We start from the raw sequence: 18876 nt of genomic DNA on the forward strand, positions 1-18876 counted from the left end.
CGAAACAGCTACTTGCCGTGACCAGACGCCGAGCGCCCACCGTGGCTGTGGGCCTTACCGACATCTTTCGCGGCGGTCGAACTCGTGTCGTCGTGGCGCGTCCCGCGTTGGCTGGACGACGAGTCGGACACTTTGGTGCCGCCGGCGTACTTGGCGCCCCACCCGCGCCTGGCAAAGGTGGCGTTGCCGGCGTTGGCGGTGGTCGTCTCCGTCTTCGCCGTGGTGCCGGTTGGCGTGACGTCCTTGGCGGTGCCGACACCGGCCGTGACCCCGGCGGTCGCCACTGCCTCCTTCGCCGATGACGTCTCTGCGGTGGCATCGGTCGCCACTGCCGCCTTCGCCGATGACGTCTCTGCGGTGGTATCGGTCGCCACTGCTACCTTCGCCGATGGCGCCTCTGCGGTGGCATCGGTCGCCGCTGCCGCCTGGACGTTCGGCGTCGCCGTGGCAGGACTCACCGCAGTAGCGAATTGTTGTGGCCAGGTTTGCAATACGTCCTGAAGCAGGCTGCCTTTGTTGAGCAGGCCGGTGAATGGCGTGCCCGTGGGGTTGTACTGGGCGTTCTGGAGGACATAGCCATTGAGAAGGTCTCCGGCCAAGTCGGCGGGCGCCGTGAGGACGTCGGTCACCGCCTGCGCGGTGTTACCGGAGGACGCGTCGGCTTGGGCCGTGCTGAGGCCATCGACCAACCCGAACGCGACGCTGAGGTCCGGAGACAACACGGCATCGCCGAGGGCCTTCAGGTTCGAATAGCTCAGAAATGTTGCGGTCAGATTCGTCAACGCTTGTAGCGCATCGGCGGCTCCCGGCATCGATGACGTCGCCGCCAGATTCGTCAAAGACTGCAGGATGTCGCCGGGAATCGTCTCGGTCGGCGTTGCGCCGGCCTTGGCGGTATTCAGGATGGGGCTCAGCAGGGGCTTCAGCGTATGGTCGATCGTTTCCAACGACCACGCCTCGCCGTAGGCGAAAGCGTCGAAGGTGTTGCCTTGCTGAAGAGCGGTGAGTACTTCTTGTAGCGTGCTGCCCGATTCGGTGACGCCGTCGTGTGTCACGGATCCGCCGAACAGCCCGAAGATGTAACCGTCGTCGCCGCCGTACCACCCGCCGTCGAGCGCGTTCTGCAAGCCAGTCTCGGCACCGGAAAGTCCGGTGCTGATCAGGTTCGCGTCCGACGAATTGGTGCTGATCGCCTGCAGCAACCCGGGAATCGCCGCTGCGGCGGCGATCAGAGTCGGCAGGTCGACCCCTGTCTGCGAATTTGTCGCGAGGCCCGAAAGGTCGGTGCCGATGGACTGCAGCGTCGCAGGAAGTGCGGCGACCTCGCCACTCAAGGTCTGCAGGTTGGTGCCCGCTTGGCTGAAAACGTTCTGGTAGTCGCCGAGCACATCGCTGATCCCGCTGGTGAGCCGGACTGCACGGGCCTGTATTTCAGCCGCGACGTTGTGGGTGGTCATGTTTGGCGCCAGTGGGTTCACGGCGATCGCCGCGGCTCCCGCCACGCTGACGCCGGCGATGAGGAATTTGCTGACGCGGCTCGCCGACGCTGATTGGCAAGACTGCAAGTCTTGCCCAATCGAGTTCGGACGCAGAGCTAGTTGCACGTGAGCTCCTAAGAGGTGGAGGCATACTGCCGGGAAATGAACGGGTCCTATGCTTAGGTTTGCCTAAGTTTTCATAGGTATGGCTAACCTAGCCAATGGTGACCCCTGCTAGCTGTGCGCTTGGTGGGCACTATCTGCAGATTTGCTGTCGATGCATCAGTGCGGCACCGCGGCAGCCGGCTGGGCCATGCCGCAGGATCCTGGGATGGCGGATTGATTTATTTGCTGGACTACTCCTGAAACGCAATCAGGCCCCCTCGAAAAGGGGGCCTGACCAGGGTGGCAGGTAGTGGATTCGAACCACTGTAGGCGTAAGCCGACGGATTTACAGTCCGCTCCCATTGGCCGCTCGGGCAACCTGCCAATTTTCGCATCCGCCCCGTCTCCGGTTTGGTGCGACTAGCAGGGTACAACGAGGATGTACCTAAATCACAAACCGGCAGCACACGCAGAGTAAGAGGAGAGCGTTCCAATGGCGGATTCCAGCTTCGACGTCGTCAGCAAGGTCGACCGTCAGGAGGTCGACAATGCGCTCAACCAGGCCGCCAAGGAGTTGGCCACCCGATTCGACTTCCGCGGCACCGACACCACCATCGCCTGGAAAGGCGACGAGGCGATCGAACTCACCTCCAGCACCGAGGAGCGGGTCAAGGCCGCCGTCGACGTGTTCAAGGAGAAGCTGGTCCGTCGGGACATCTCGATGAAGGCCTTCGACGCGGGCGAACCGCAGGCCAGCGGCAAGACCTACAAAGTGGCCGGCGATATCAAGCAGGGCATCACCAGCGAGCAGGCCAAGAAGATCACCAAGCTCATCCGCGATGAGGGCCCCAAGGGCGTCAAGGCGCAGATCCAGGGCGAAGAGATTCGGGTGAGCTCGAAAAAGCGTGACGATCTGCAGGCTGTCATCGCACTGCTCAAAGGTGCCGACCTCGACGTGGCACTGCAGTTCGTCAACTACCGCTGAGGTGTTGCGTTGAGCCGGTCCGGCCCACCTCTGATCAGCTGAGCCCGCTGGTTTCGCGATTGGCTTGTGCCACAACAGAATCCAGTAGACCCGGGATCGCGGCGTCGACATCCTCGGTGCGCAGCCGTTGATGGGTGTGCCCCTCGACGGGCTCACGCTCGATCAGCCCGGCGTCGCGCAGGATGTTGAAGTGGTGCGTCGCGGTCGACTTGTTGATGCCGTCGTAGAGCGCGGCGCACTTCACTGGTCGGCCGGCGTTGTGCAGCCGGCGCACCATCTCCAGGCGGACCGGATCCTGCAGGGCACACAACACTTGGCGAATGGGCGCGACAGGGTGCCGGACCGTCTCGGCCAACTGCGGCTCGGCCATGGTGTGCCCTCCATCACGCACAAAATAGGTTTGATGATCATCTAACCGTCGGTAAGCTCAACGAGGTTCGATCACCATCAAACCTACCCCACGGGAGCCCCGGTGACGCTGGAAGCAGACCGCTCGGTCAGCACCGACGCCCAACGCTGGGCCTATCCCCTGCTGCTGGTCCTGTGCGGGGTCGCCCTCGGAGTGTCCGGTCTGCCCGCGCCACTCTATGGGCTCTACGAGACGGTGTGGCATCTCACGCCGTTGGCGACCACCATCGTGTTCGCGGTGTACGCCGTCGCCGCGCTCGGCGCTGTGCTCATCTCGGGCCGCGTCTCCGACGTCGTCGGGCGCAAACCCGTGCTGCTGGGCGCGCTTGTCGCGATGATCGCCGGGCTCGGTGTGTTCCTGGTGGCCGACAACATGTTGTTGCTGCTGGTGGCGCGCGCCATCCACGGCGCCGCGGTCGGTTCGATCGTGGTGGTCGCCGCGGCGGCCCTGCTGGATCTGCGTCCGCAGCACGGTGTGCGGTCCGGGCAACTCAGCGGCGTCGCTTTCAACATCGGAATGACCATCGCGATCGTCGGATCCGCACTGCTGGCCCAATACGCGCCACACCCTCTGCGCACGCCCTATGCCGTGGTCGCGGTGCTGTGCGCCATCATCGGCGTCGGTGTGGCGGCGTTGCGCGAAACGCACACCGTGCGCGCTTCGGGACCGATCCGGATCTCCAAACCCGCTGTCGCCCAGGCTATCCGATCCGACTTCTGGTTCTCTGCGATCGGCGCGATGGCGTCATGGTCGGTGCTCGGCGTGCTGCTCTCGCTCTACCCGTCGCTCGCCGCCTACCAGACCCACATCGACAACCTGCTGTTCGGCGGCGGTGTCGTCGGTGTCACCGCCTTCGCCGCCGCGATGGCGCAGCTGGCCGCCACCCGCATCCCGGCCCACCGCGCTGCGATCGCCGGCGACATCGGAATGGCCATCACGTTGATACTGACCGTGCCGGTGCTGCTGACTCATTCCTGGCCGCTGGTGTTCTTGGCCGCCGCGTCACTTGGCGCGGCATTCGGACTCGGGTTCGGCGGCTCGCTGCGCCACCTCTCGCACGTGGTGCCTGCCGATCAGCGCGGCGAGACCATGTCGGCGTTCTACGTGCTGGCCTACACCGCGATGGCCGTCCCGACGCTGCTCGCCGGTTGGGCGGCGACCCGGTGGGATCTGGCCACGGTGTTCCCGTGGTTCGCCGTGGCGGTGGCGCTGGCCTGCCTCACCGCAGCCGCGATCGGAGCTCGATCCAGGCGCGGAGCCGCACGCACATAACGCAGTTCAGCAAAGCCGGGTAAACAACCCGGACCGGCAAATAGTCTGATCGCCATGACACCGGTGCAACGCGAACCGAAAGTCGTCGTCCTCGGTGGAGGGTCCTGGGGCACCACGGTCGCCTCGATCTGCGCGAGGCGTGGCCCGACGTTGCAGTGGGTGCGCTCGGAGGAGACGGCCACCGACATCAACGACAACCACCGTAATTCCCGGTATCTGGGCGACGAGGTGGTGCTGCCGGAAGGCCTGCGTGGAACCACCGATTTCTCCGAAGCGGCCAACTGCGCCGATGTGATCGTGATGGGCGTGCCGTCGCACGGCTTTCGCGGCGTGCTGCAGGAGCTTGCGAAAGAGCTACGGCCGTGGGTTCCGGTGGTGTCCTTGGTCAAAGGCCTGGAGCAGGGCACCAACATGCGCATGAGCCAGATTGTCGACGAGGTACTACCGGGGCATCCGGCCGGAATCCTCGCCGGGCCGAACATCGCCCGCGAGGTCGCCGAGGGCTACGCCGCGGCCGCCGTGCTGGCGATGCCCGACCAGCACCTGGCGGCAAAGCTGGCAGAGTTGTTCCGCACCAAGCGTTTCCGTACGTACACGACCGATGACGTGATCGGCGTCGAGATGGCCGGCGCCCTGAAGAACGTGTACGCGATCTCCGTCGGCATGGGTTACTCGCTGGGCATCGGCGAGAACACCCGGGCCATGGTGATGGCCCGGGCCGTCCGCGAGATGTCCAAGCTCGGCGAGGCCATGGGCGGGCACCGAGACACGTTCTCGGGCCTGGCCGGCATGGGCGATCTCATCGTTACATGTACGTCACAGCGCAGCCGCAACCGCCACGTCGGCGAACAGTTGGGCCAGGGCAAGAAGATCGACGAGATCATCGCGTCGATGAACCAGGTGGCCGAGGGCGTCAAGGCCGCCAGCGTAGTCATGGAATTCGCCGAGAAGTACGGGCTGAACATGCCGATCGCCCGCGAGGTCGACCGCGTGATCAACCATGGCGCGACGGTCGAGGACGCCTACCGCGGGCTGGCCGCCGAGAAGCCCGGCCACGAGGTGCACGGCTCGGGGTTCTGATTGATTTCGCGGGCTGCTGGTCTCAGCCGATCTTGAACGAGGGCTTGATCTCCGACGGTCGGTCGCCGACGACGTAGCTGCCAGTGGGGCTGATCACGAAGCCCGACTGATTACGCCCGTTGATACACGCCGTCATGACCCCGTCGGTGCCACAACTGATGGTCTGGTAGCTGATCCGGCTGTTGGCCGGCAACGGCTTGGCCCCCTCGACCATCGAGAACACCGGTGTGGCGGCACTGGCGAAGCCGGGGGCGCCGGCACCACCGCTGACCATGTTGGCACCGTTGGGCGCGGCGGGGATAGCGCCGCTGCAGCCGTACTCGCCGCTGCGCTGCAGCACGCAGGTAATGCCGTCCGGCGTGCTGAAGGCGTACCAGTTGTTGTCCATCACCGCGTACTCCGATGTCTTCACCGGTGGGAACGCGTTGATATTCGGCAGCGCCGACGGATCATCGGCTTGCGCCACCCCAGGCGCAATCAGCACAGCCGCCCCTGCGGCGCTTATCAGGCCGATCACCACTCTGCTCAGCACCCGGACACCCTAACCCGGCCGCCGCACCGAAGCCATCGGATCAACCGCAGGTGACAGCCAAGCTGATGGCAGCAGGCTTTCCCATTTTCGACTTGCACCAGGACGAGCGTGCGCAAAATGCCGGTTGCGAGCGGCGTGTCGCGCAGCGGACACGCACGCTCGCGGTGCGAAGGGAACCAAGAAACTAGTAGTGGCCCGGGCCGCGGCCTGCCATGTCCTCGAGCCGCCGGATCCGGTCCTCGATCGGCGGGTGGGTGGAGAACAGCTTGCCGATGCGCTCGCCGGCCCGGAACGGGCTGGCGATCATCAGATGCGCCTGATCGGCCAGTTGCGGCTGCGGGGGTAGCGGAGCCGCCTCGATACCGCCGGAAATCTTGCGCAACGCCGATGCCAAAGCCAGCGGATCACCCGTCAGCTCTGCCCCGGACTGGTCGGCCTGATACTCGCGCGACCGTGATACCGCCAACCGCACTACCGTGGCAGCGATGGGCCCGAGCAGCGAAACCAGCAACAGCGCAAAGGGATTCGTATTATCGCGGTTACCGCCGAACATGCCGGCGAACATCGCGATATTGGCCAGCGCGGTGATCACCGAAGCCATCGCACCCGCCACGCACGATATGAGGATGTCGCGGTTGTACACATGCGACAGTTCATGGCCGAGCACTGCACGCAACTCCCGCTCGTTGAGGAGCTGCAGGATGCCGGTGGTACAGCAGACGGCGGCATTGCGCGGATTGCGGCCGGTGGCGAATGCATTCGGATTGGCAGTGTCAGAAATGTAGAGCCTCGGCATGGGCTGATGCGCGGTGGTGGCCAGCTCCCGGACGATCCGGTAGATCTCCGGAGCCTGCAGCTCGGTGACGGGCTGCGCGTGCATCGCCCGCAGCGCCAGCTTGTCGCTGTTGAAGTACACGTAGGTGTTCATGCCGACGGCGAACAGCACCGCCAGATACATCACGTTGCGGCCGAACAGCGACCCGACGAACACGATGAGTGCCGACATGCCGACCAGCAACAGGAATGTCTTGAGCCGGTTGGCGTGAGGATTCCAGGTCATCAGCTTCCTCCTCCGAATGGGAAGTCATCGCCAGGTAAACGCTCAGCAAGCCCGCCCGGGTTCCGGAATCAGCCGTGCCGGTTCACGGTGTAGTCGACGAGCGACAGCAGTGCCTGACGGCCCGGAACATCGGGCAGGCTGTCGAGCTCGGTGCGCGCCCGCGCCGCGTACAACGCCACGGTCTCCTTTGCGCGGGCCATGCCCGGGGAGCCCCGAAGCAGGCTCAGCGCCTCGGCGACGTCATCGTCTCGGTCCACCGGGCCCGCCAGCAGCAGCCGTAGCCGGTCGGCATCGGACCCGCTCTCCTGCAGCGCGTACAGCACCGGCAGGGTGTGCACACCTTCGCGCAGATCGGTGCCGGGAAGCTTGCCGGACTCGTCGGGATCACTGTCGATGTCGATGATGTCGTCGGAGATCTGGAACGCCGTGCCGACGATGCCGCCGAGCCGGTCCAGCCGCTCGATCTGCTCGGCGTCGGAGCCGGAGAAGGTGGCGCCGAACCGCCCGGACGCCGCGATCAGGCACGCCGTCTTCTCGTAGACCACCTTCAGATAGTGCTTGATGGGGTCGGCCTGCTCGGCGCCGCGGGTCTCGCGCATCTGGCCGGTGACCAGCTGCGCGAATGTGTCGGCGATCACGCGCACGGCCTCCGGGCCGAGCTCCGACACCAGCCGCGACGCAGTCGCGAACAGATAGTCGCCGGCAAGGATCGCGATGTTGTTGCCCCACCTGGCGTTGGCGCTGGGCGCACCGCGACGCATCTGGGCCTCGTCCATCACGTCGTCGTGATACAGCGTGGCCAGGTGCACCAGCTCGATCACCGAACCCGCGATCGAGACCTCGGGATCGTCAGGGCGCGGGCCCAACGACGCGGCCAGCACCGTGAACAGCGGCCGAAAGCGCTTCCCCCCGGCCTGGAACAGGTGCTGCACGGCCTCGGCCATCAACTCATCGGCTTTGCCCAGCTCAACAGACATCAGATCTTCGATCCGGGCCACCCCGGCACGGATGTCCGCGGCAAACGCCTCGTCCCCGAAATCCACGCCCGCCACCACAGTCGCTGGTGTCCTCATTCGTCCAACATACTGGGACACGTGGACACCAATGCAGATGTGGTCGTCGTGGGCGCCGGTCCGGCCGGCTCGGCCGCTGCGGCGTGGGCGGCGCGCAACGGCCGCGAGGTGCTGGTGATCGACGCTGCCCAGTTCCCCCGGGACAAGGCGTGCGGTGACGGGCTGACCCCACGCGCGATCACCGAACTGGAGCGCCTGGGCATGGGCGGTTGGCTGCAGACCCGGTTGCGTCACCACGGTTTACGGATGTCAGGTTTCGGCGCAGACGTCGAGGTGCCATGGCCCGGTCCGTCCTTCCCGGCCGTCAGTAGCGCCGTACCGCGCACCGAACTCGACGACCGGATCCGCTCGGTCGCCGCCGACGACGGCGCCAAGATGCTGCTGGGCGTCAAAGCCGTTGGGGTGAGCCATGATTCCCGCGGCCGTGCGGATGTCGTGCACCTCGACGACGGCAGCACCATCGGATGCACGGACTTGATCGTCGCTGACGGCGCCCGCTCCACGCTCGGTCGCGAGCTCGGCCGCACGTGGCACCGGGAAACCGTCTACGGCGTGGCGATCCGCTCCTACATGACCTCCCCGCGAGCCGACGAGCCGTGGATCACCTCGCATCTGGAGCTGCGTTCACCCGAAGGCACCGTGCTGCCGGGCTACGGCTGGATCTTCCCGCTCGGCAACGGCGAGGTGAACATCGGGGTGGGTGCGCTGGCCACCGCGAAACGTCCCGCCGACGCCGCGCTGCGGCCCCTGCTGAACCACTACACCGAGCTGCGTCGCGACGAGTGGGGCCTCACCGGTCAGCCGCGAGCCGCGCTCTCGGCGCTCCTGCCGATGGGTGGCGCGGTGTCGGGCGTGGCCGGACCGAACTGGATGCTGATCGGTGACGCCGCGGCGTGTGTCAACCCGCTCAACGGCGAGGGCATCGACTACGGCCTGGAAACGGGCCGCCTGGCCGCAGAACTGCTGGGCGCACGCGTCCCGGATTACACCGTGGCGTGGCCGACGCTGTTGCAGGAGCACTATGCGCGGGGATTCTCGGTCGCGCGCCGGCTTGGGCTGTTGCTGACGCTGCCGCGGTTCCTGCCGCTCACCGGACCGGTGGCGATGCGGTCGCCGTTCCTGATGAGCATCGCAGTGCGGGTGATGGGCAACCTGGTCACCGACGAGGACGCCGACTGGGTCGCCCGGGTGTGGCGGAGTGCGGGCCTGGCTTCGCGAAAGCTGGATCAGCGCAAGCCGTTCTCGTGATGTCCCCGGTCCCCGCCATACTCCCGGGAAAGACCGTCAAAAGTTTTGACGATCGAAGAGGAGACATCCGATGGGGACAGCCGATATGCCGGCCAGCGAGCCGTGGTGGGCCAACGATCCCGAGCTACAGGAGTTCATTCGTCGCTCGAACGAGGAGCTCGAACGCGAACTCGAAGCTCTTGCACCGCTGCCGGGACCACAGCCCGAGCCGGTCGTTGACAATCTCTCGGCCCGAGCGAGCCTACGTCAGCTCGCCCGGGTACGCGAAGAACTCGAAAACGTGCAAGCACGTTACGACAAGGCAGTACTCACCGCACGCAACTCGGGGCTCTCGTGGGCACAGATCGGCACTGCACTCGGTGTTTCAAAGCAAAATCTGCACAACAGATTCCGCGACCAGGACCGGGCCCTTCAACGCAAGCCATACCGGTAGACAAAATGCTCCGGCCCGGACGCTCTAGGACCGGTTGAGCATCCAGATCCGTGTGGAGAGCGCCGTCGCGAACGCGCACCACAGCGGATAGGGGGCGAGCACCGCACCGCGCGGGCCCTGGGCGGCGACGGCGCGCCGCGTGAGATCGGCACTGCTGGCGGTGAGTGCCGCTGCGGCGACGGCCGCGGCGCCAAGCCGCTTCTGCGAGAAGAAGATCCATGACCACCCGGCGTTCATGACGAGGTTGGCTGCCAGTGCCGCGGTGAACGCGCGCGCCTGGGCATCCCGGTTTTCGGCGTTCAGCGCATCCAACGTAGCTGCCGACACAGCCGCAATGTCGGCGTAGAGAACCGGCCAGACGACCGGAAACGCCTGGCGAGGCGGCTGAAACGACGGTTTGCGCAGCGCGGCATACCACGACGACTGCGCGGGCCGGCTTGCCAGGCCGCCCGCCACGGCTGCGGCGAACGCAGCGGATGCGGTCTTGATCAACGTGTTCGGTTGCATGATTCGTTGGTACCAGGTTTTGTCAATCGGCGTAGCGCAGCACTCCGAGGATCGCCTGATCGTCCGGCGGCTCTACGCTGATGCAGTCCTGTAGTGCCGAGCGCACCGCGTCGGGGCACATATCCGTGCCGATCAGCACCAGAGTCGTGCCCCGCTGCTCGGCGGCGTCCCAGCGTTGCCGGGAGAACCGCAACGAGCTACCCACCAACTGCAGCAGAAACTTGCGTCCAGAGCCGGCGGTACCGAAGTCGATGAAGCCCTTTGCCCGGTACAGCCCCGCCGGCCGGTCGCGCAGAAAGCCCATCAGCCGACGAGGATCGAGAGCCCGCTCGGTCGTGAACTCCACACTCTGGTACGCGGCGTGCTCGTGCTCATCGTGAGCTTCGGTCTCCCAGAGTAATTCATCGAGGCTGAGCTGCCCGGCCCGGGACGTGCGCGCCGGCGCGTCGATCAGCAGCGCCGGGTCCACACGACCGAACTCGGTGGGCAACAACGGAACCCGCGGATTGATTTCACGCACCTTGTCGGTGACCGCGGCGAGATCGTCGGCGCTCACTTGGTCCGCCTTGTTGACAACGACCAGATCCGCCACCCGCGCATTGTGTCCGAGGTCGGCACGCGCGGACTCCATCGCGTCGACCATCAACACCAGGCCCGCATAGTGATACCGGCTGTCGTCGGCGCTGATCAGTGTGCGCACCAGCGCGGACGGTTCGGCCAGTCCGCTGGCCTCCACCACGATGAGGTCCAGCCGGGGTTTGACCGCTGCCAGTTTGCCGAGCATGTCGGCCGCCTCGTCGGCGTCCACAGCGCAGCAGATGCAACCGTTGGACAGCGAAGCCATCGCATCCACCTGGCCCGCGATCAGCATGGCGTCGATGTTGACCGCGCCGAAGTCATTGACGAGGGCACCGATTCGCACCCCGCGACTGTTGCGCAGCAGGTGATTGAGCAGTGTGGTCTTACCGGAGCCGAGATGTCCCGCGATGGCCAGGACCGGCACAGACCCGGACAACGCCGCCCGCCTACAGCGGCTTCGTCGCGGCATGCAGCGCGACGATTCCGCCAGTGAGGTTGCGCCAGCGCACATTTGACCACCCGGCCGTGCCGATCCGACGGGCGAGCTCGACTTGATCGGGCCAGGCCCGGATCGACTCGGCGAGGTAGACATAGGCCTCGGGATTGCTTGAGACGGCCGATGCCATCGCAGGCAGTGCCCGCATCAGGTACTCCTTGTAGACCGTGGCGAAGGCGCGGTTGGTCGGGGTGGAGAACTCGCACACGACGAGTCGACCGCCTGGCCGCGTCACCCGGGCCATCTCCCGCAGCCCCTCCACGTGGTCGACGACGTTGCGCAGCCCGAAGCTGATGGTCACCGCGTCGAACACGCCGTCGGCGAACGGCAGCCGGGTCGCGTCGGCGCCCACCTTGGGCACCGGGCGCGCGGCACCGGCCGCCAACATGCCGACCGAGAAGTCCGCGGCCACACACCACGCACCCGAGCTGGCCAACTCGACCGTCGACACCGCCGTCCCCGCTGCGAGGTCCAATACCTTGTCCCCCGGCCCGATACCCAGCGCCGAGCGGACCTGACGCCGCCAGAACCGGTCCTGGCCCATCGACATCACGGTGTTGGTGAGGTCGTAGCGTCGCGCCACCGCGTCGAACATCGACGCGATCTCGTGCGGGTTCTTCTCCAGGCTCGCTCGACTCACCGTGCTGACGCTACCCGGCCCACCGGTTACAGCCAGGCCCGGCGCAGCTGCGCAGTGACTACCAGTAAACTCAAACACTTGGGCAAGCGTTAGGGATGAGACAGTCTAGGTCAGGGACATCGAGAGGAGTTCCGTGCCCGCCTCCGCCGCCGCGCCCGGGCCGATTGACACCGTGTCGCCCCGGGAGCTTCAGGACACCGCTTCGTTGTTCGGCCTGTTGTCGGCCACGGTCCGGCTGCACATCCTCTGGCTCCTCGACAGCGGCGAGCAGGACGTCGGGACGCTCGCGGAAAAGACCGGTCAAAGCATCGCCACGGTCAGCCACCACCTGAGCAAACTCAAACTCGCCGGCCTGGTGCGCGCCCGACGCCACGGCAAGCGGCAGGTGTACATCGCCACCGACGACACCGCCCTTGCCGTGATTCGGGTGGCACTGGGCGCTCATCAGCCACGGACCGGAGCCGCCGACACCGCCCTCCACGCCTGACAGCTCGACGAGCCTGTCCGGGCGTCAACCGGCATGTCGGCGCAGCGTCACATCGGCACGCAGCGGCTGCACGGCCTCGTAGTGTCCGATCAGTTCATCGCAGATCGCCGGCCAGGTACGACCCAGCACACTGCGCCGCGCCGCCACCGAGTATCGCGACCGCTCGGCGATGAGGTGATCGACCGCCGCGGGCAGTGCCGCCTCGAACTCGTCGACCGCAAGCAGCAGGCCGGTGCGGTACGGCGCCACCAGATCTCGCGGGCCGCCGGCGTCGGGCGCGATCACCGGAAGCCCGGACGCCATCGCCTCCTGGACAGCCTGGCAGAACGTCTCGTGCTCGCCGGGGTGAACGAACACGTCCATGCTGGCGTAGGCGGCGGCCAGTGCTTCGCCGTGCAGCTCACCGGTGAAAACCGCTGAGGGAAGCACTGATTGGAGCTTGGCGCGGTCGACCCCGTCGCCGACGACGACCAGTTGCAGATCATCGCGCGTGGCCAGGGCGGCGAGGCGCTCCACATGCTTTTCCGGGGCCAGCCGGCCGACGAAGCCGACCACCGGCCGCCCGTCGGGGGACCAGATGGACCGCAACTGCTCATCGCGTGCCGACGGCGCGAAACCGGTGATGTCCACGCCCCGAGCCCACTTGTAGACACGCGGAATCCCATGCTTCTCAAGGTTTTCCATCGCCGATGTAGACGGGGCCAGGGTGCGGTCGGCCTTGCTGTGCAGCCGTCGCGTCCACGCCCAGGACACACACGAGAGCATGCCGACGCCGTAACTCTCAGCGAAACCGGCAACGTCGGTCTGGAACACCGCCACTGTCGGCACGCCCAGATAGCGCGCGGCATGCACACCACCCCAGCCGAGCAGCGCCGGTGATGCCAGATGCACGACGTCGGGCGCGAACCCACGAAGCACGCTCACCATCCGGGGTCGCGGCACCCCCAACGGCAGCGACGTCACTTTCGGGAAGACGTGCGACGGTACCCGATGTACCCGGATACCGTCGTGGAGTCGGTCGGCCGGTGGATGCCTGCGCGGCGTGTCCGGCGCGATGACCAGAACCTCGTGACCGGTACGGCGCAGATGCTCGATGACCCGGAGCACAGAGTTGGTGACGCCATTGACATTCGGGAGAAAGGACTCTGCAACGATTGCCACGCGCACGTCACGATCGTCTCAGCAGTAACTGTCGCAAAGGTTGCCGACGGGCATACGACACGCAAAACCTGACCTGTTCGCCCGGCACATCCTGCGACTACGCTCAGATGCCATGCGGTTCACGCGGTTGCTCGGAGCCCTGGCGATGAGCCTGGTACTGACCACCGCGGGCTGCACCCAAGTGATCTCCGGCTCCGCCGCGCCCGACCCCCACCGACCGCCGACCGAGATCACCAGGGACGGCTCGGGTATTCACGTGGGGTTCACCGACGCGCCCCTGCAGATCGAGATCTTCACCGAACCACAGTGCCCGCACTGCGCCCAGTTGCAGCATGACTTCGGCAAGGACATCGCCAGTTACATCAACCTCGGTGAGCTCGGCGTCACCTACCGCCCGATGACGTTTCTCGACGTCGACGGTAACGACTATTCCGCGCGAGTGAGCAATGCGCTGTTCCTGGCGGCGGGCCCGGGCACCGGCGGCGTCGCGTTCCAGGACTACGTCGAGGACCTGTGGAGCCATCAGCAGCCAGGTGGCCAGGCCCCCAGCAATCAGCAGTTGGCAGATATGGCCCGCGAAAGTGGCGTCGGATCAGAGCAGGTCGCCAAGATCGCCGCCGGCCAATCCGGCGTCGACACCGACGAGATGGCCGACCAGAACGTCGAATTCCTCAGCGAGATCCAGGACACCATCGCCACCCCGACGGTCTATGACCTGCAGAACGACAACGTGATCGACATCTACGACAACAACTGGCTGTCCAAGCTCTTGTCGTCGATCTGACGGTTCAGCCGCTTCTGCAAAAAGAACAGCCCGGTCAGTGCCGCGCCGGCCACCAGCCAGCCCACCACAGCGATGGACCCGGCCGGAATGATCGCCAACGACGCGTTGCGGTTGCGCACGCGCACCAGGTCGGGGTTGTTCTTGTCGTATTCGACGTAGATCCGCATGCCGGTGTCGAGCTCCGAGGGGTAGAGCACCCCGAGCTCGGGCCGATACGTCACCCGGTCGGGGGTGACGAACTCGATCGTCGAACGCCGCGGGCCCGCGCTGAGCACCTCGGCAGCGGCCACGCCCATGTGGCGCTCGATCTGCCGGTCGTTGCGCCAGGCGCCCAGCACCAGCAGCACCGACTGCAGGGTCACCAGGCACGCGACGATCACCACCCCGATCCGCACCCGGCGGATGACGCGCTGGGACCTCGTCTCGCACGCTTCGCCCGAGAGCCGCGGAAGCAGTGCCTGTGCCGCCACACGCAGCCGGAGCACGACCGCAGTTATGCGCGCACGAGGTCTGCTCACAACGCGGCCTTGATCGACGCATGCAGCGCACGCAGTGAAGACCGGTCGGCCTTCACCTCAAGCACCCGCATAGCGCCGGTGGCTTCGGACAGCGCATCGCCGAGTTCGTCGACCTCGATCTGGCGGTATTCGATGTGGTAGGCCCGGCACAGCGCACCGACGTCGACGTCATGCGGGGTGCCGAAGACCCGGGACGACACGTCGGAGAACCGCGGATCCCCCTGCTCGAGCAGTTCGAAGATGCCGCCACCGTTGTCGTTCGAGACCACGATGGTCAGCTCGCGCGGCGTCGGCTCGGTCGGGCCGATCAGCAGCCCCGAGCTGTCGTGCACGAAGGTCAGGTCGCCCATGAGCGCGATCGTCCGGCCGACCGACTCGTGGGCCAGGGCGGCGCCGACGGCCGTCGACACCGTGCCGTCGATGCCGGCCACCCCGCGGTTCGACTGCACCTTCACGCCGGTGGCGTCCAGCGCCACCAACGCGGCGTCACGCACCGGGTTCGACGCGCCGAGCACGAGCTGGTCCCCGGGGCGCAGTGCCGCGGCCACCGCCGCGGCGACATGCAGTCCGGTGGTCAGCGGATGCGCCGCGAGCTGGCTGCGTACCGCGGCCACCGCATGCCGGTTCATCTCGGCGCATCGCCGCAGCCAGGCCGCGTTCGGGGTGCCGGAGGTGACCGCCCGGGTGCCGGTGGCCTGCGAATTGCCGGAGACATCGGGCCAGCGCGGACCGGTGGTCAACGCGTAGACGGGCACCGACGGGTCGGCGAGCAGCGCCGACACCGGACGGTGCAGGGTCGGCCGGCCCAGCATGATGACCTGCTGCGGATGCACCAGACGCAGTGCGAGCGGGTGCAGCGGGTTGGCGGCCGGAGGTGCGGTCGGCTCGGGGACCGTCGGCAGCTCGGCCAGATTCGGGTGCACGCCGGCGCCGTGGCCGGCGATCACGACGGTATCCGGCGTCAGGTCGATGTCGAGCGGCTGGTCGAACGTGACCGGCGGGGTGTAGGTCCACGGCTTACCGCCGGGTCTGCCGTCAGGGAACGAGCCAGACGCACCGACTGTGTCCTCTGGTACCAGTGGTTCCCGCAGCGGGATGTCGAATTGCACCGGGCCGGCGTTGGCGGTGCGGGAGCCGGTGGCGGCCGCGAGCACCCGGCAGGTCGCCGACCGCCACTGGGCATTGAGCGCATCCATCTCGCCATGCGCGCCACCGGTGAGATCGGGGGCCAGCCCGAGACTGATGGTGGCCCGCACCTGGGTGCCGAAATAGCCGAGCTGCTCGAAGGTCTGATTGGCGCCGGTGCCGAGCAGCTCATACGGTCGGTTGGCGCTCAGGACGATCAGCGGAACCCGTGCGTAATTGGCCTCGACCACCGCGGGCCCGAGATTGGCGACCGCCGTGCCGGAGGTCATGGCGACGCAGACAGGGGCACGTTCGGCGACCGCAAGCCCGATGGCCAGGTAGCCGGCGGTCCGTTCGTCGATACGCACGTGCAGGCGGATCCGCCCGGCCTGGTCGGCATCCGACAGCGCGAACGCGAACGGAGCGTTGCGTGATCCGGGGCACAGCACGACATCACGGACGCCGCCGCGAATGAGTTCGTCGACGACGACGCGGGCTTGTGCCGTCGATGGGTTCACCCCTACAGCCTATTGGGCTCGCGATTCAGCGAAGAAATTGAGGATCGCGGCGTTGACTTGCTGCGGTTTCTCGATGAATCCCAGGTGGCCGGTGTCGGGTATCTCCAGGTAGCGGGCGTTCGGGATGGCCTCGGCCACCTCCTGCCCCAGATGTGGCGGCAACACCACGTCGTCGGCGAACCCGACGACGAGCACCGGCGTGCGGATGGCTCCGTACGCCGGCAACCGGTTGCCGTCCGGACCGATGTCGAGCTGGGTGCGCAGGCCGGGGGTTTGCTTGGTCGGCCACATCGTGAACATCTCACTCCAGTCCCTCGCCGCCGCGTCGTTGTTGAGGGTCTTGGGCGAAAAGCTTTCCAGCATACGTACTTTCGCATCAAATAGCCGCGGCAACTGGATCCCCGAACGATCCAGTTCACGCTCGGCGTCTCGAAAGAACTCGCGTGCGCGGTCATGACGACCGCGGGTGGCCAGCAGTACTGCCGAGTGCACCAGGTCGGGCCGGGCCAGCATCAGTTCCTGGGCGATGAACGACCCCATCGAGACGCCGATGACGCGGGCCGGCGCCGCGTCGAGCATCTCGATGAGCTCGGCGGTGTCGGCAACCATTTGCGCGGTGTCGAATCCCTCGGCGTTCTCGGTTGCGCCGATGCCCCGGTTGTCGAAGGTGATGCAGCGATAGCCCGCACGCTGAAACTCCGGCACCTGATGCAGATGCCAGGTGCGCCCGGCGCCACCGCGGCCGGCGATGAAGAGCACCGGCTCACCCTTGCCTCGTTCGTCGTAAGCCAGGTTCACCCGGCCGACCTTACTGCCCCGAGTCAGCGCCGGGCGGTGGGCGCCTTGGACCTGGCGATGTTGTCGGATGGTGTCGCGATGATCGGCGGTATGCCCGAGTACACCTACCGCGCCGAGTGGTCACCCGACTCCCGCGAATATGTCGGCCAATGCCTGGAGTTTCCCTATTTGTGGTGGCGTGGGCTGTCGCCGGACGAGGCGATCGCCGGTGTCGCCCGGATGGTCGCCGAGGAGGTCTCGTCGATCCTGGCCTCGGACGGCACACCACCGGAGTCGCTGACCGACCGCCGGTACAGCGGCAAATTCATGGTGCGGGCCTCACCGATGTTGCACGCCCGACTCGCAGTCGAGGCCGCCGAACAGAGAGTGTCGTTGAATCAGTGGGTGGTACAGAAGCTCGCCGCAAGACTGGAGTCCTCGCCGCAGTGGTACTAGCAGTGGCACTAACGGTGTGTCGGGGCGCTTGGCGTGTCGCTGCTCTCAAGACACACCTCTTCTCGAGATGCGCTATCACCGGCAGTATCAGAAAAAGTGATACCGCCGGTGATAGCGGGTTTTGTGGGGCACCTGCCAAAGGCTTCTCGATGTCGGCGTGACGGGTGTGGCGAGAGCTTTTGCGGCACGCCTACCCGAACAGCAACGGATAACAAGCCCGCACCCGGTCGATCCACCATTGCCGACGGTCCGGGGGGGTAGCGAGCGCGGCGAGCCGATCCGGATCCGGCACCACCGGCCCGACAGGCAGAAATCCGTCGACCGGAACCGTGGGTGCAACGACGTCCTCGACGAACAGCCCACCGGTGCCCAGCCCGCAGGCATGCCGCAACTCGGGCAGCGCTGCGGCCGCCAAGAGCCCCCGGCCGATGCCGACGGCGGAATCCAGCGCGCTGGAGACCACGATCGGGATGTCGATCTGAGCGGCGATGTCCAGCATCCGCGACACCCCGCCCAGCGGCGCCACCTTCAGCACCGCCACATCGGCGGCCCGGGCCCGCACCACGCGCAGCGGATCCTCGGCCTTGCGGATCGACTCGTCGGCGGCGATCGGCACGTCGATCATCCTGCGTAGCGAAGCCAGCTCTTCGACTGTGGCACAAGGCTGTTCGAGGTACTCCAGGTCGCCGTCGGCGGTCAGCGCGACCGCAGCATCGACCGCCTGAGGCACTGTCCAGCCCGCATTGGCGTCGACCCGCACGATCGGCACCCGCTCCCGCACGGTGTTGACGCGCGCGACGTCGTCGGCCAAGGACTGCCCGGCCTCGGCCACCTTGACCTTCGCGGTCCGCGCACCGGGAAACCGGTCGAGCACCTCGGGTACCCGGGCCGCATCCACCGCCGGAACGGTCGCATTGATCGGCACCCGATCCCGCAGTACCGGCGGCGCCGGCCGGTAGGCGGCCTCGATGCCCGAGGCCAGCCAGGCCGCGGCCTCGGGCGGCTGGTATTCGACGAACGCGCCGAACTCGCCCCAGCCGGCAGGCCCGTCGATCAGCGCGAGCTCGCGAACGGTGATGCCGCGAAACCGAACCCGCATCGGTAGGGCGACCACATACAGCCGCTCCAGCAGATCATCGAGTGATGGCACGCC

21 protein-coding genes and 1 tRNA gene are annotated in these 18876 nt (G+C 66.7%); 8 read left to right on the forward strand and 14 right to left on the reverse strand.

Annotated features, from left to right (window positions below; translation table 11 throughout):
* Nucleotides 1-8 precede the first annotated feature (8 nt).
* Entirely contained in the window at nucleotides 9-1604 is a 1596-nt protein-coding gene (locus H276_RS0113390) for a hypothetical protein (protein WP_231376671.1), read from the reverse strand.
* A 280-nt stretch (nucleotides 1605-1884) separates the two neighbouring features.
* Nucleotides 1885-1967 (reverse strand) — tRNA-Tyr (locus tag H276_RS0113395).
* 109 nt (nucleotides 1968-2076) lie between these two features.
* On the opposite strand from H276_RS0113395, the gene H276_RS0113400 reads away from it, so the two are divergent.
* Complete coding sequence (locus tag H276_RS0113400; protein ID WP_019971819.1) at nucleotides 2077-2568, forward strand: YajQ family cyclic di-GMP-binding protein; 492 nt, start codon at nucleotides 2077-2079, stop codon at nucleotides 2566-2568.
* A 34-nt stretch (nucleotides 2569-2602) separates the two neighbouring features.
* On the opposite strand, the gene H276_RS0113405 is transcribed toward H276_RS0113400, so the two are convergent.
* A complete protein-coding gene (locus H276_RS0113405) occupies nucleotides 2603-2938 on the reverse strand; it encodes a helix-turn-helix transcriptional regulator (RefSeq protein ID WP_051111441.1) in 336 nt (111 codons plus the stop codon).
* 102 nt (nucleotides 2939-3040) lie between these two features.
* Here H276_RS0113405 and H276_RS0113410 point away from each other — a divergent pair, with 102 nt between their 5' ends.
* Together H276_RS0113410 and H276_RS0113415 are read left to right on the forward strand one after the other, a co-directional pair.
* Nucleotides 3041-4249 carry an MFS transporter gene (locus H276_RS0113410; RefSeq protein ID WP_019971821.1) on the forward strand — a complete coding sequence of 403 codons (1209 nt, stop codon included), beginning with the start codon at nucleotides 3041-3043 and terminating at the stop codon, nucleotides 4247-4249.
* Nucleotides 4250-4303: 54 nt separating this feature from the next.
* Nucleotides 4304-5329, forward strand: a complete 1026-nt coding sequence (locus tag H276_RS0113415) for an NAD(P)H-dependent glycerol-3-phosphate dehydrogenase (RefSeq protein ID WP_019971822.1) — start codon at nucleotides 4304-4306, stop codon at nucleotides 5327-5329.
* Between the two features lie 22 nt (nucleotides 5330-5351).
* Here the strand turns inward: H276_RS0113415 and H276_RS0113420 are convergent, their stop codons facing one another.
* From H276_RS0113420 to grcC1, 3 genes are all read right to left on the reverse strand, one after another.
* Complete coding sequence (locus H276_RS0113420) at nucleotides 5352-5861, reverse strand: hypothetical protein (RefSeq protein ID WP_019971823.1); 510 nt, start codon at nucleotides 5859-5861, stop codon at nucleotides 5352-5354.
* Between the two features lie 184 nt (nucleotides 5862-6045).
* On the reverse strand, nucleotides 6046-6921 hold the full coding sequence (gene htpX / locus H276_RS0113425) for a zinc metalloprotease HtpX (protein ID WP_019971824.1): 876 nt from the start codon (nucleotides 6919-6921) through the stop codon (nucleotides 6046-6048).
* Nucleotides 6922-6989: 68 nt separating this feature from the next.
* A complete protein-coding gene (gene grcC1 / locus H276_RS0113430; protein ID WP_026356962.1) occupies nucleotides 6990-7994 on the reverse strand; it encodes a nonaprenyl/(2E,6E)-farnesyl/geranylgeranyl diphosphat synthase in 1005 nt (334 codons plus the stop codon).
* Nucleotides 7995-8015: 21 nt separating this feature from the next.
* On the opposite strand from grcC1, the gene menJ reads away from it, so the two are divergent.
* Together menJ and H276_RS22985 are read left to right on the forward strand one after the other, a co-directional pair.
* Entirely contained in the window at nucleotides 8016-9242 is a 1227-nt protein-coding gene (gene menJ / locus H276_RS0113435; RefSeq protein ID WP_019971826.1) for a menaquinone reductase, read from the forward strand.
* A gap of 70 nt (nucleotides 9243-9312) precedes the next feature.
* Nucleotides 9313-9675, forward strand: coding sequence for a hypothetical protein (locus H276_RS22985; RefSeq protein ID WP_231376672.1), 363 nt, complete (start codon nucleotides 9313-9315; stop codon nucleotides 9673-9675).
* A 24-nt stretch (nucleotides 9676-9699) separates the two neighbouring features.
* Here the strand turns inward: H276_RS22985 and H276_RS0113445 are convergent, their stop codons facing one another.
* The 3 genes from H276_RS0113445 to H276_RS0113455 are packed head-to-tail and all read right to left on the reverse strand — an operon-like array spanning nucleotide 9700 to nucleotide 11897.
* Complete coding sequence (locus H276_RS0113445) at nucleotides 9700-10182, reverse strand: TspO/MBR family protein (protein ID WP_019971828.1); 483 nt, start codon at nucleotides 10180-10182, stop codon at nucleotides 9700-9702.
* 22 nt (nucleotides 10183-10204) lie between these two features.
* Nucleotides 10205-11230, reverse strand: a complete 1026-nt coding sequence (locus tag H276_RS0113450) for a GTP-binding protein (RefSeq protein ID WP_051111442.1) — start codon at nucleotides 11228-11230, stop codon at nucleotides 10205-10207.
* Nucleotides 11208-11897, reverse strand: a complete 690-nt coding sequence (locus tag H276_RS0113455) for a demethylmenaquinone methyltransferase (RefSeq protein WP_019971830.1) — start codon at nucleotides 11895-11897, stop codon at nucleotides 11208-11210. Before H276_RS0113455 ends, H276_RS0113450 begins: the two co-directional genes overlap by 23 nt.
* A 133-nt stretch (nucleotides 11898-12030) precedes the next feature.
* Between H276_RS0113455 and H276_RS0113460 the strand changes: the two genes are divergently transcribed.
* Nucleotides 12031-12384, forward strand: coding sequence for a helix-turn-helix transcriptional regulator (locus H276_RS0113460; protein ID WP_019971831.1), 354 nt, complete (start codon nucleotides 12031-12033; stop codon nucleotides 12382-12384).
* A 24-nt stretch (nucleotides 12385-12408) separates the two neighbouring features.
* Here the strand turns inward: H276_RS0113460 and H276_RS0113465 are convergent, their stop codons facing one another.
* Nucleotides 12409-13551: a glycosyltransferase family 1 protein gene (locus tag H276_RS0113465; RefSeq protein ID WP_026356963.1), complete on the reverse strand. Its 1143-nt coding sequence runs from the start codon at nucleotides 13549-13551 to the stop codon at nucleotides 12409-12411.
* A gap of 106 nt (nucleotides 13552-13657) precedes the next feature.
* Here H276_RS0113465 and H276_RS0113470 point away from each other — a divergent pair, with 106 nt between their 5' ends.
* Entirely contained in the window at nucleotides 13658-14329 is a 672-nt protein-coding gene (locus tag H276_RS0113470) for a thioredoxin domain-containing protein (RefSeq protein ID WP_019971833.1), read from the forward strand.
* On the opposite strand, the gene H276_RS0113475 is transcribed toward H276_RS0113470, so the two are convergent.
* The 3 genes from H276_RS0113475 to H276_RS0113485 are packed head-to-tail and all read right to left on the reverse strand — an operon-like array spanning nucleotide 14287 to nucleotide 17288.
* Nucleotides 14287-14847 carry a DUF3592 domain-containing protein gene (locus H276_RS0113475; protein ID WP_019971834.1) on the reverse strand — a complete coding sequence of 187 codons (561 nt, stop codon included), beginning with the start codon at nucleotides 14845-14847 and terminating at the stop codon, nucleotides 14287-14289. The genes H276_RS0113470 and H276_RS0113475 overlap by 43 nt on opposite strands.
* The gene (menD, locus tag H276_RS0113480) at nucleotides 14844-16490 is read right to left on the reverse strand and encodes a 2-succinyl-5-enolpyruvyl-6-hydroxy-3-cyclohexene-1-carboxylic-acid synthase (protein WP_019971835.1); all 1647 of its coding nucleotides are present in this window, start codon (nucleotides 16488-16490) and stop codon (nucleotides 14844-14846) included. Before menD ends, H276_RS0113475 begins: the two co-directional genes overlap by 4 nt.
* A gap of 9 nt (nucleotides 16491-16499) precedes the next feature.
* Nucleotides 16500-17288: an alpha/beta fold hydrolase gene (locus tag H276_RS0113485; protein ID WP_019971836.1), complete on the reverse strand. Its 789-nt coding sequence runs from the start codon at nucleotides 17286-17288 to the stop codon at nucleotides 16500-16502.
* A 36-nt stretch (nucleotides 17289-17324) separates the two neighbouring features.
* Between H276_RS0113485 and H276_RS0113490 the strand changes: the two genes are divergently transcribed.
* Entirely contained in the window at nucleotides 17325-17723 is a 399-nt protein-coding gene (locus H276_RS0113490; RefSeq protein WP_019971837.1) for a toxin-antitoxin system HicB family antitoxin, read from the forward strand.
* Between the two features lie 190 nt (nucleotides 17724-17913).
* Here the strand turns inward: H276_RS0113490 and H276_RS0113495 are convergent, their stop codons facing one another.
* Nucleotides 17914-18873, reverse strand: a complete 960-nt coding sequence (locus H276_RS0113495) for an o-succinylbenzoate synthase (protein WP_019971838.1) — start codon at nucleotides 18871-18873, stop codon at nucleotides 17914-17916.
* Between the last annotated feature and the right edge of the window lie 3 nt (nucleotides 18874-18876).

The sequence above is a fragment of the Mycobacterium sp. 141 genome, assembly GCF_000382405.1.
Classification (GTDB): Bacteria; Actinomycetota; Actinomycetes; order Mycobacteriales; family Mycobacteriaceae; genus Mycobacterium.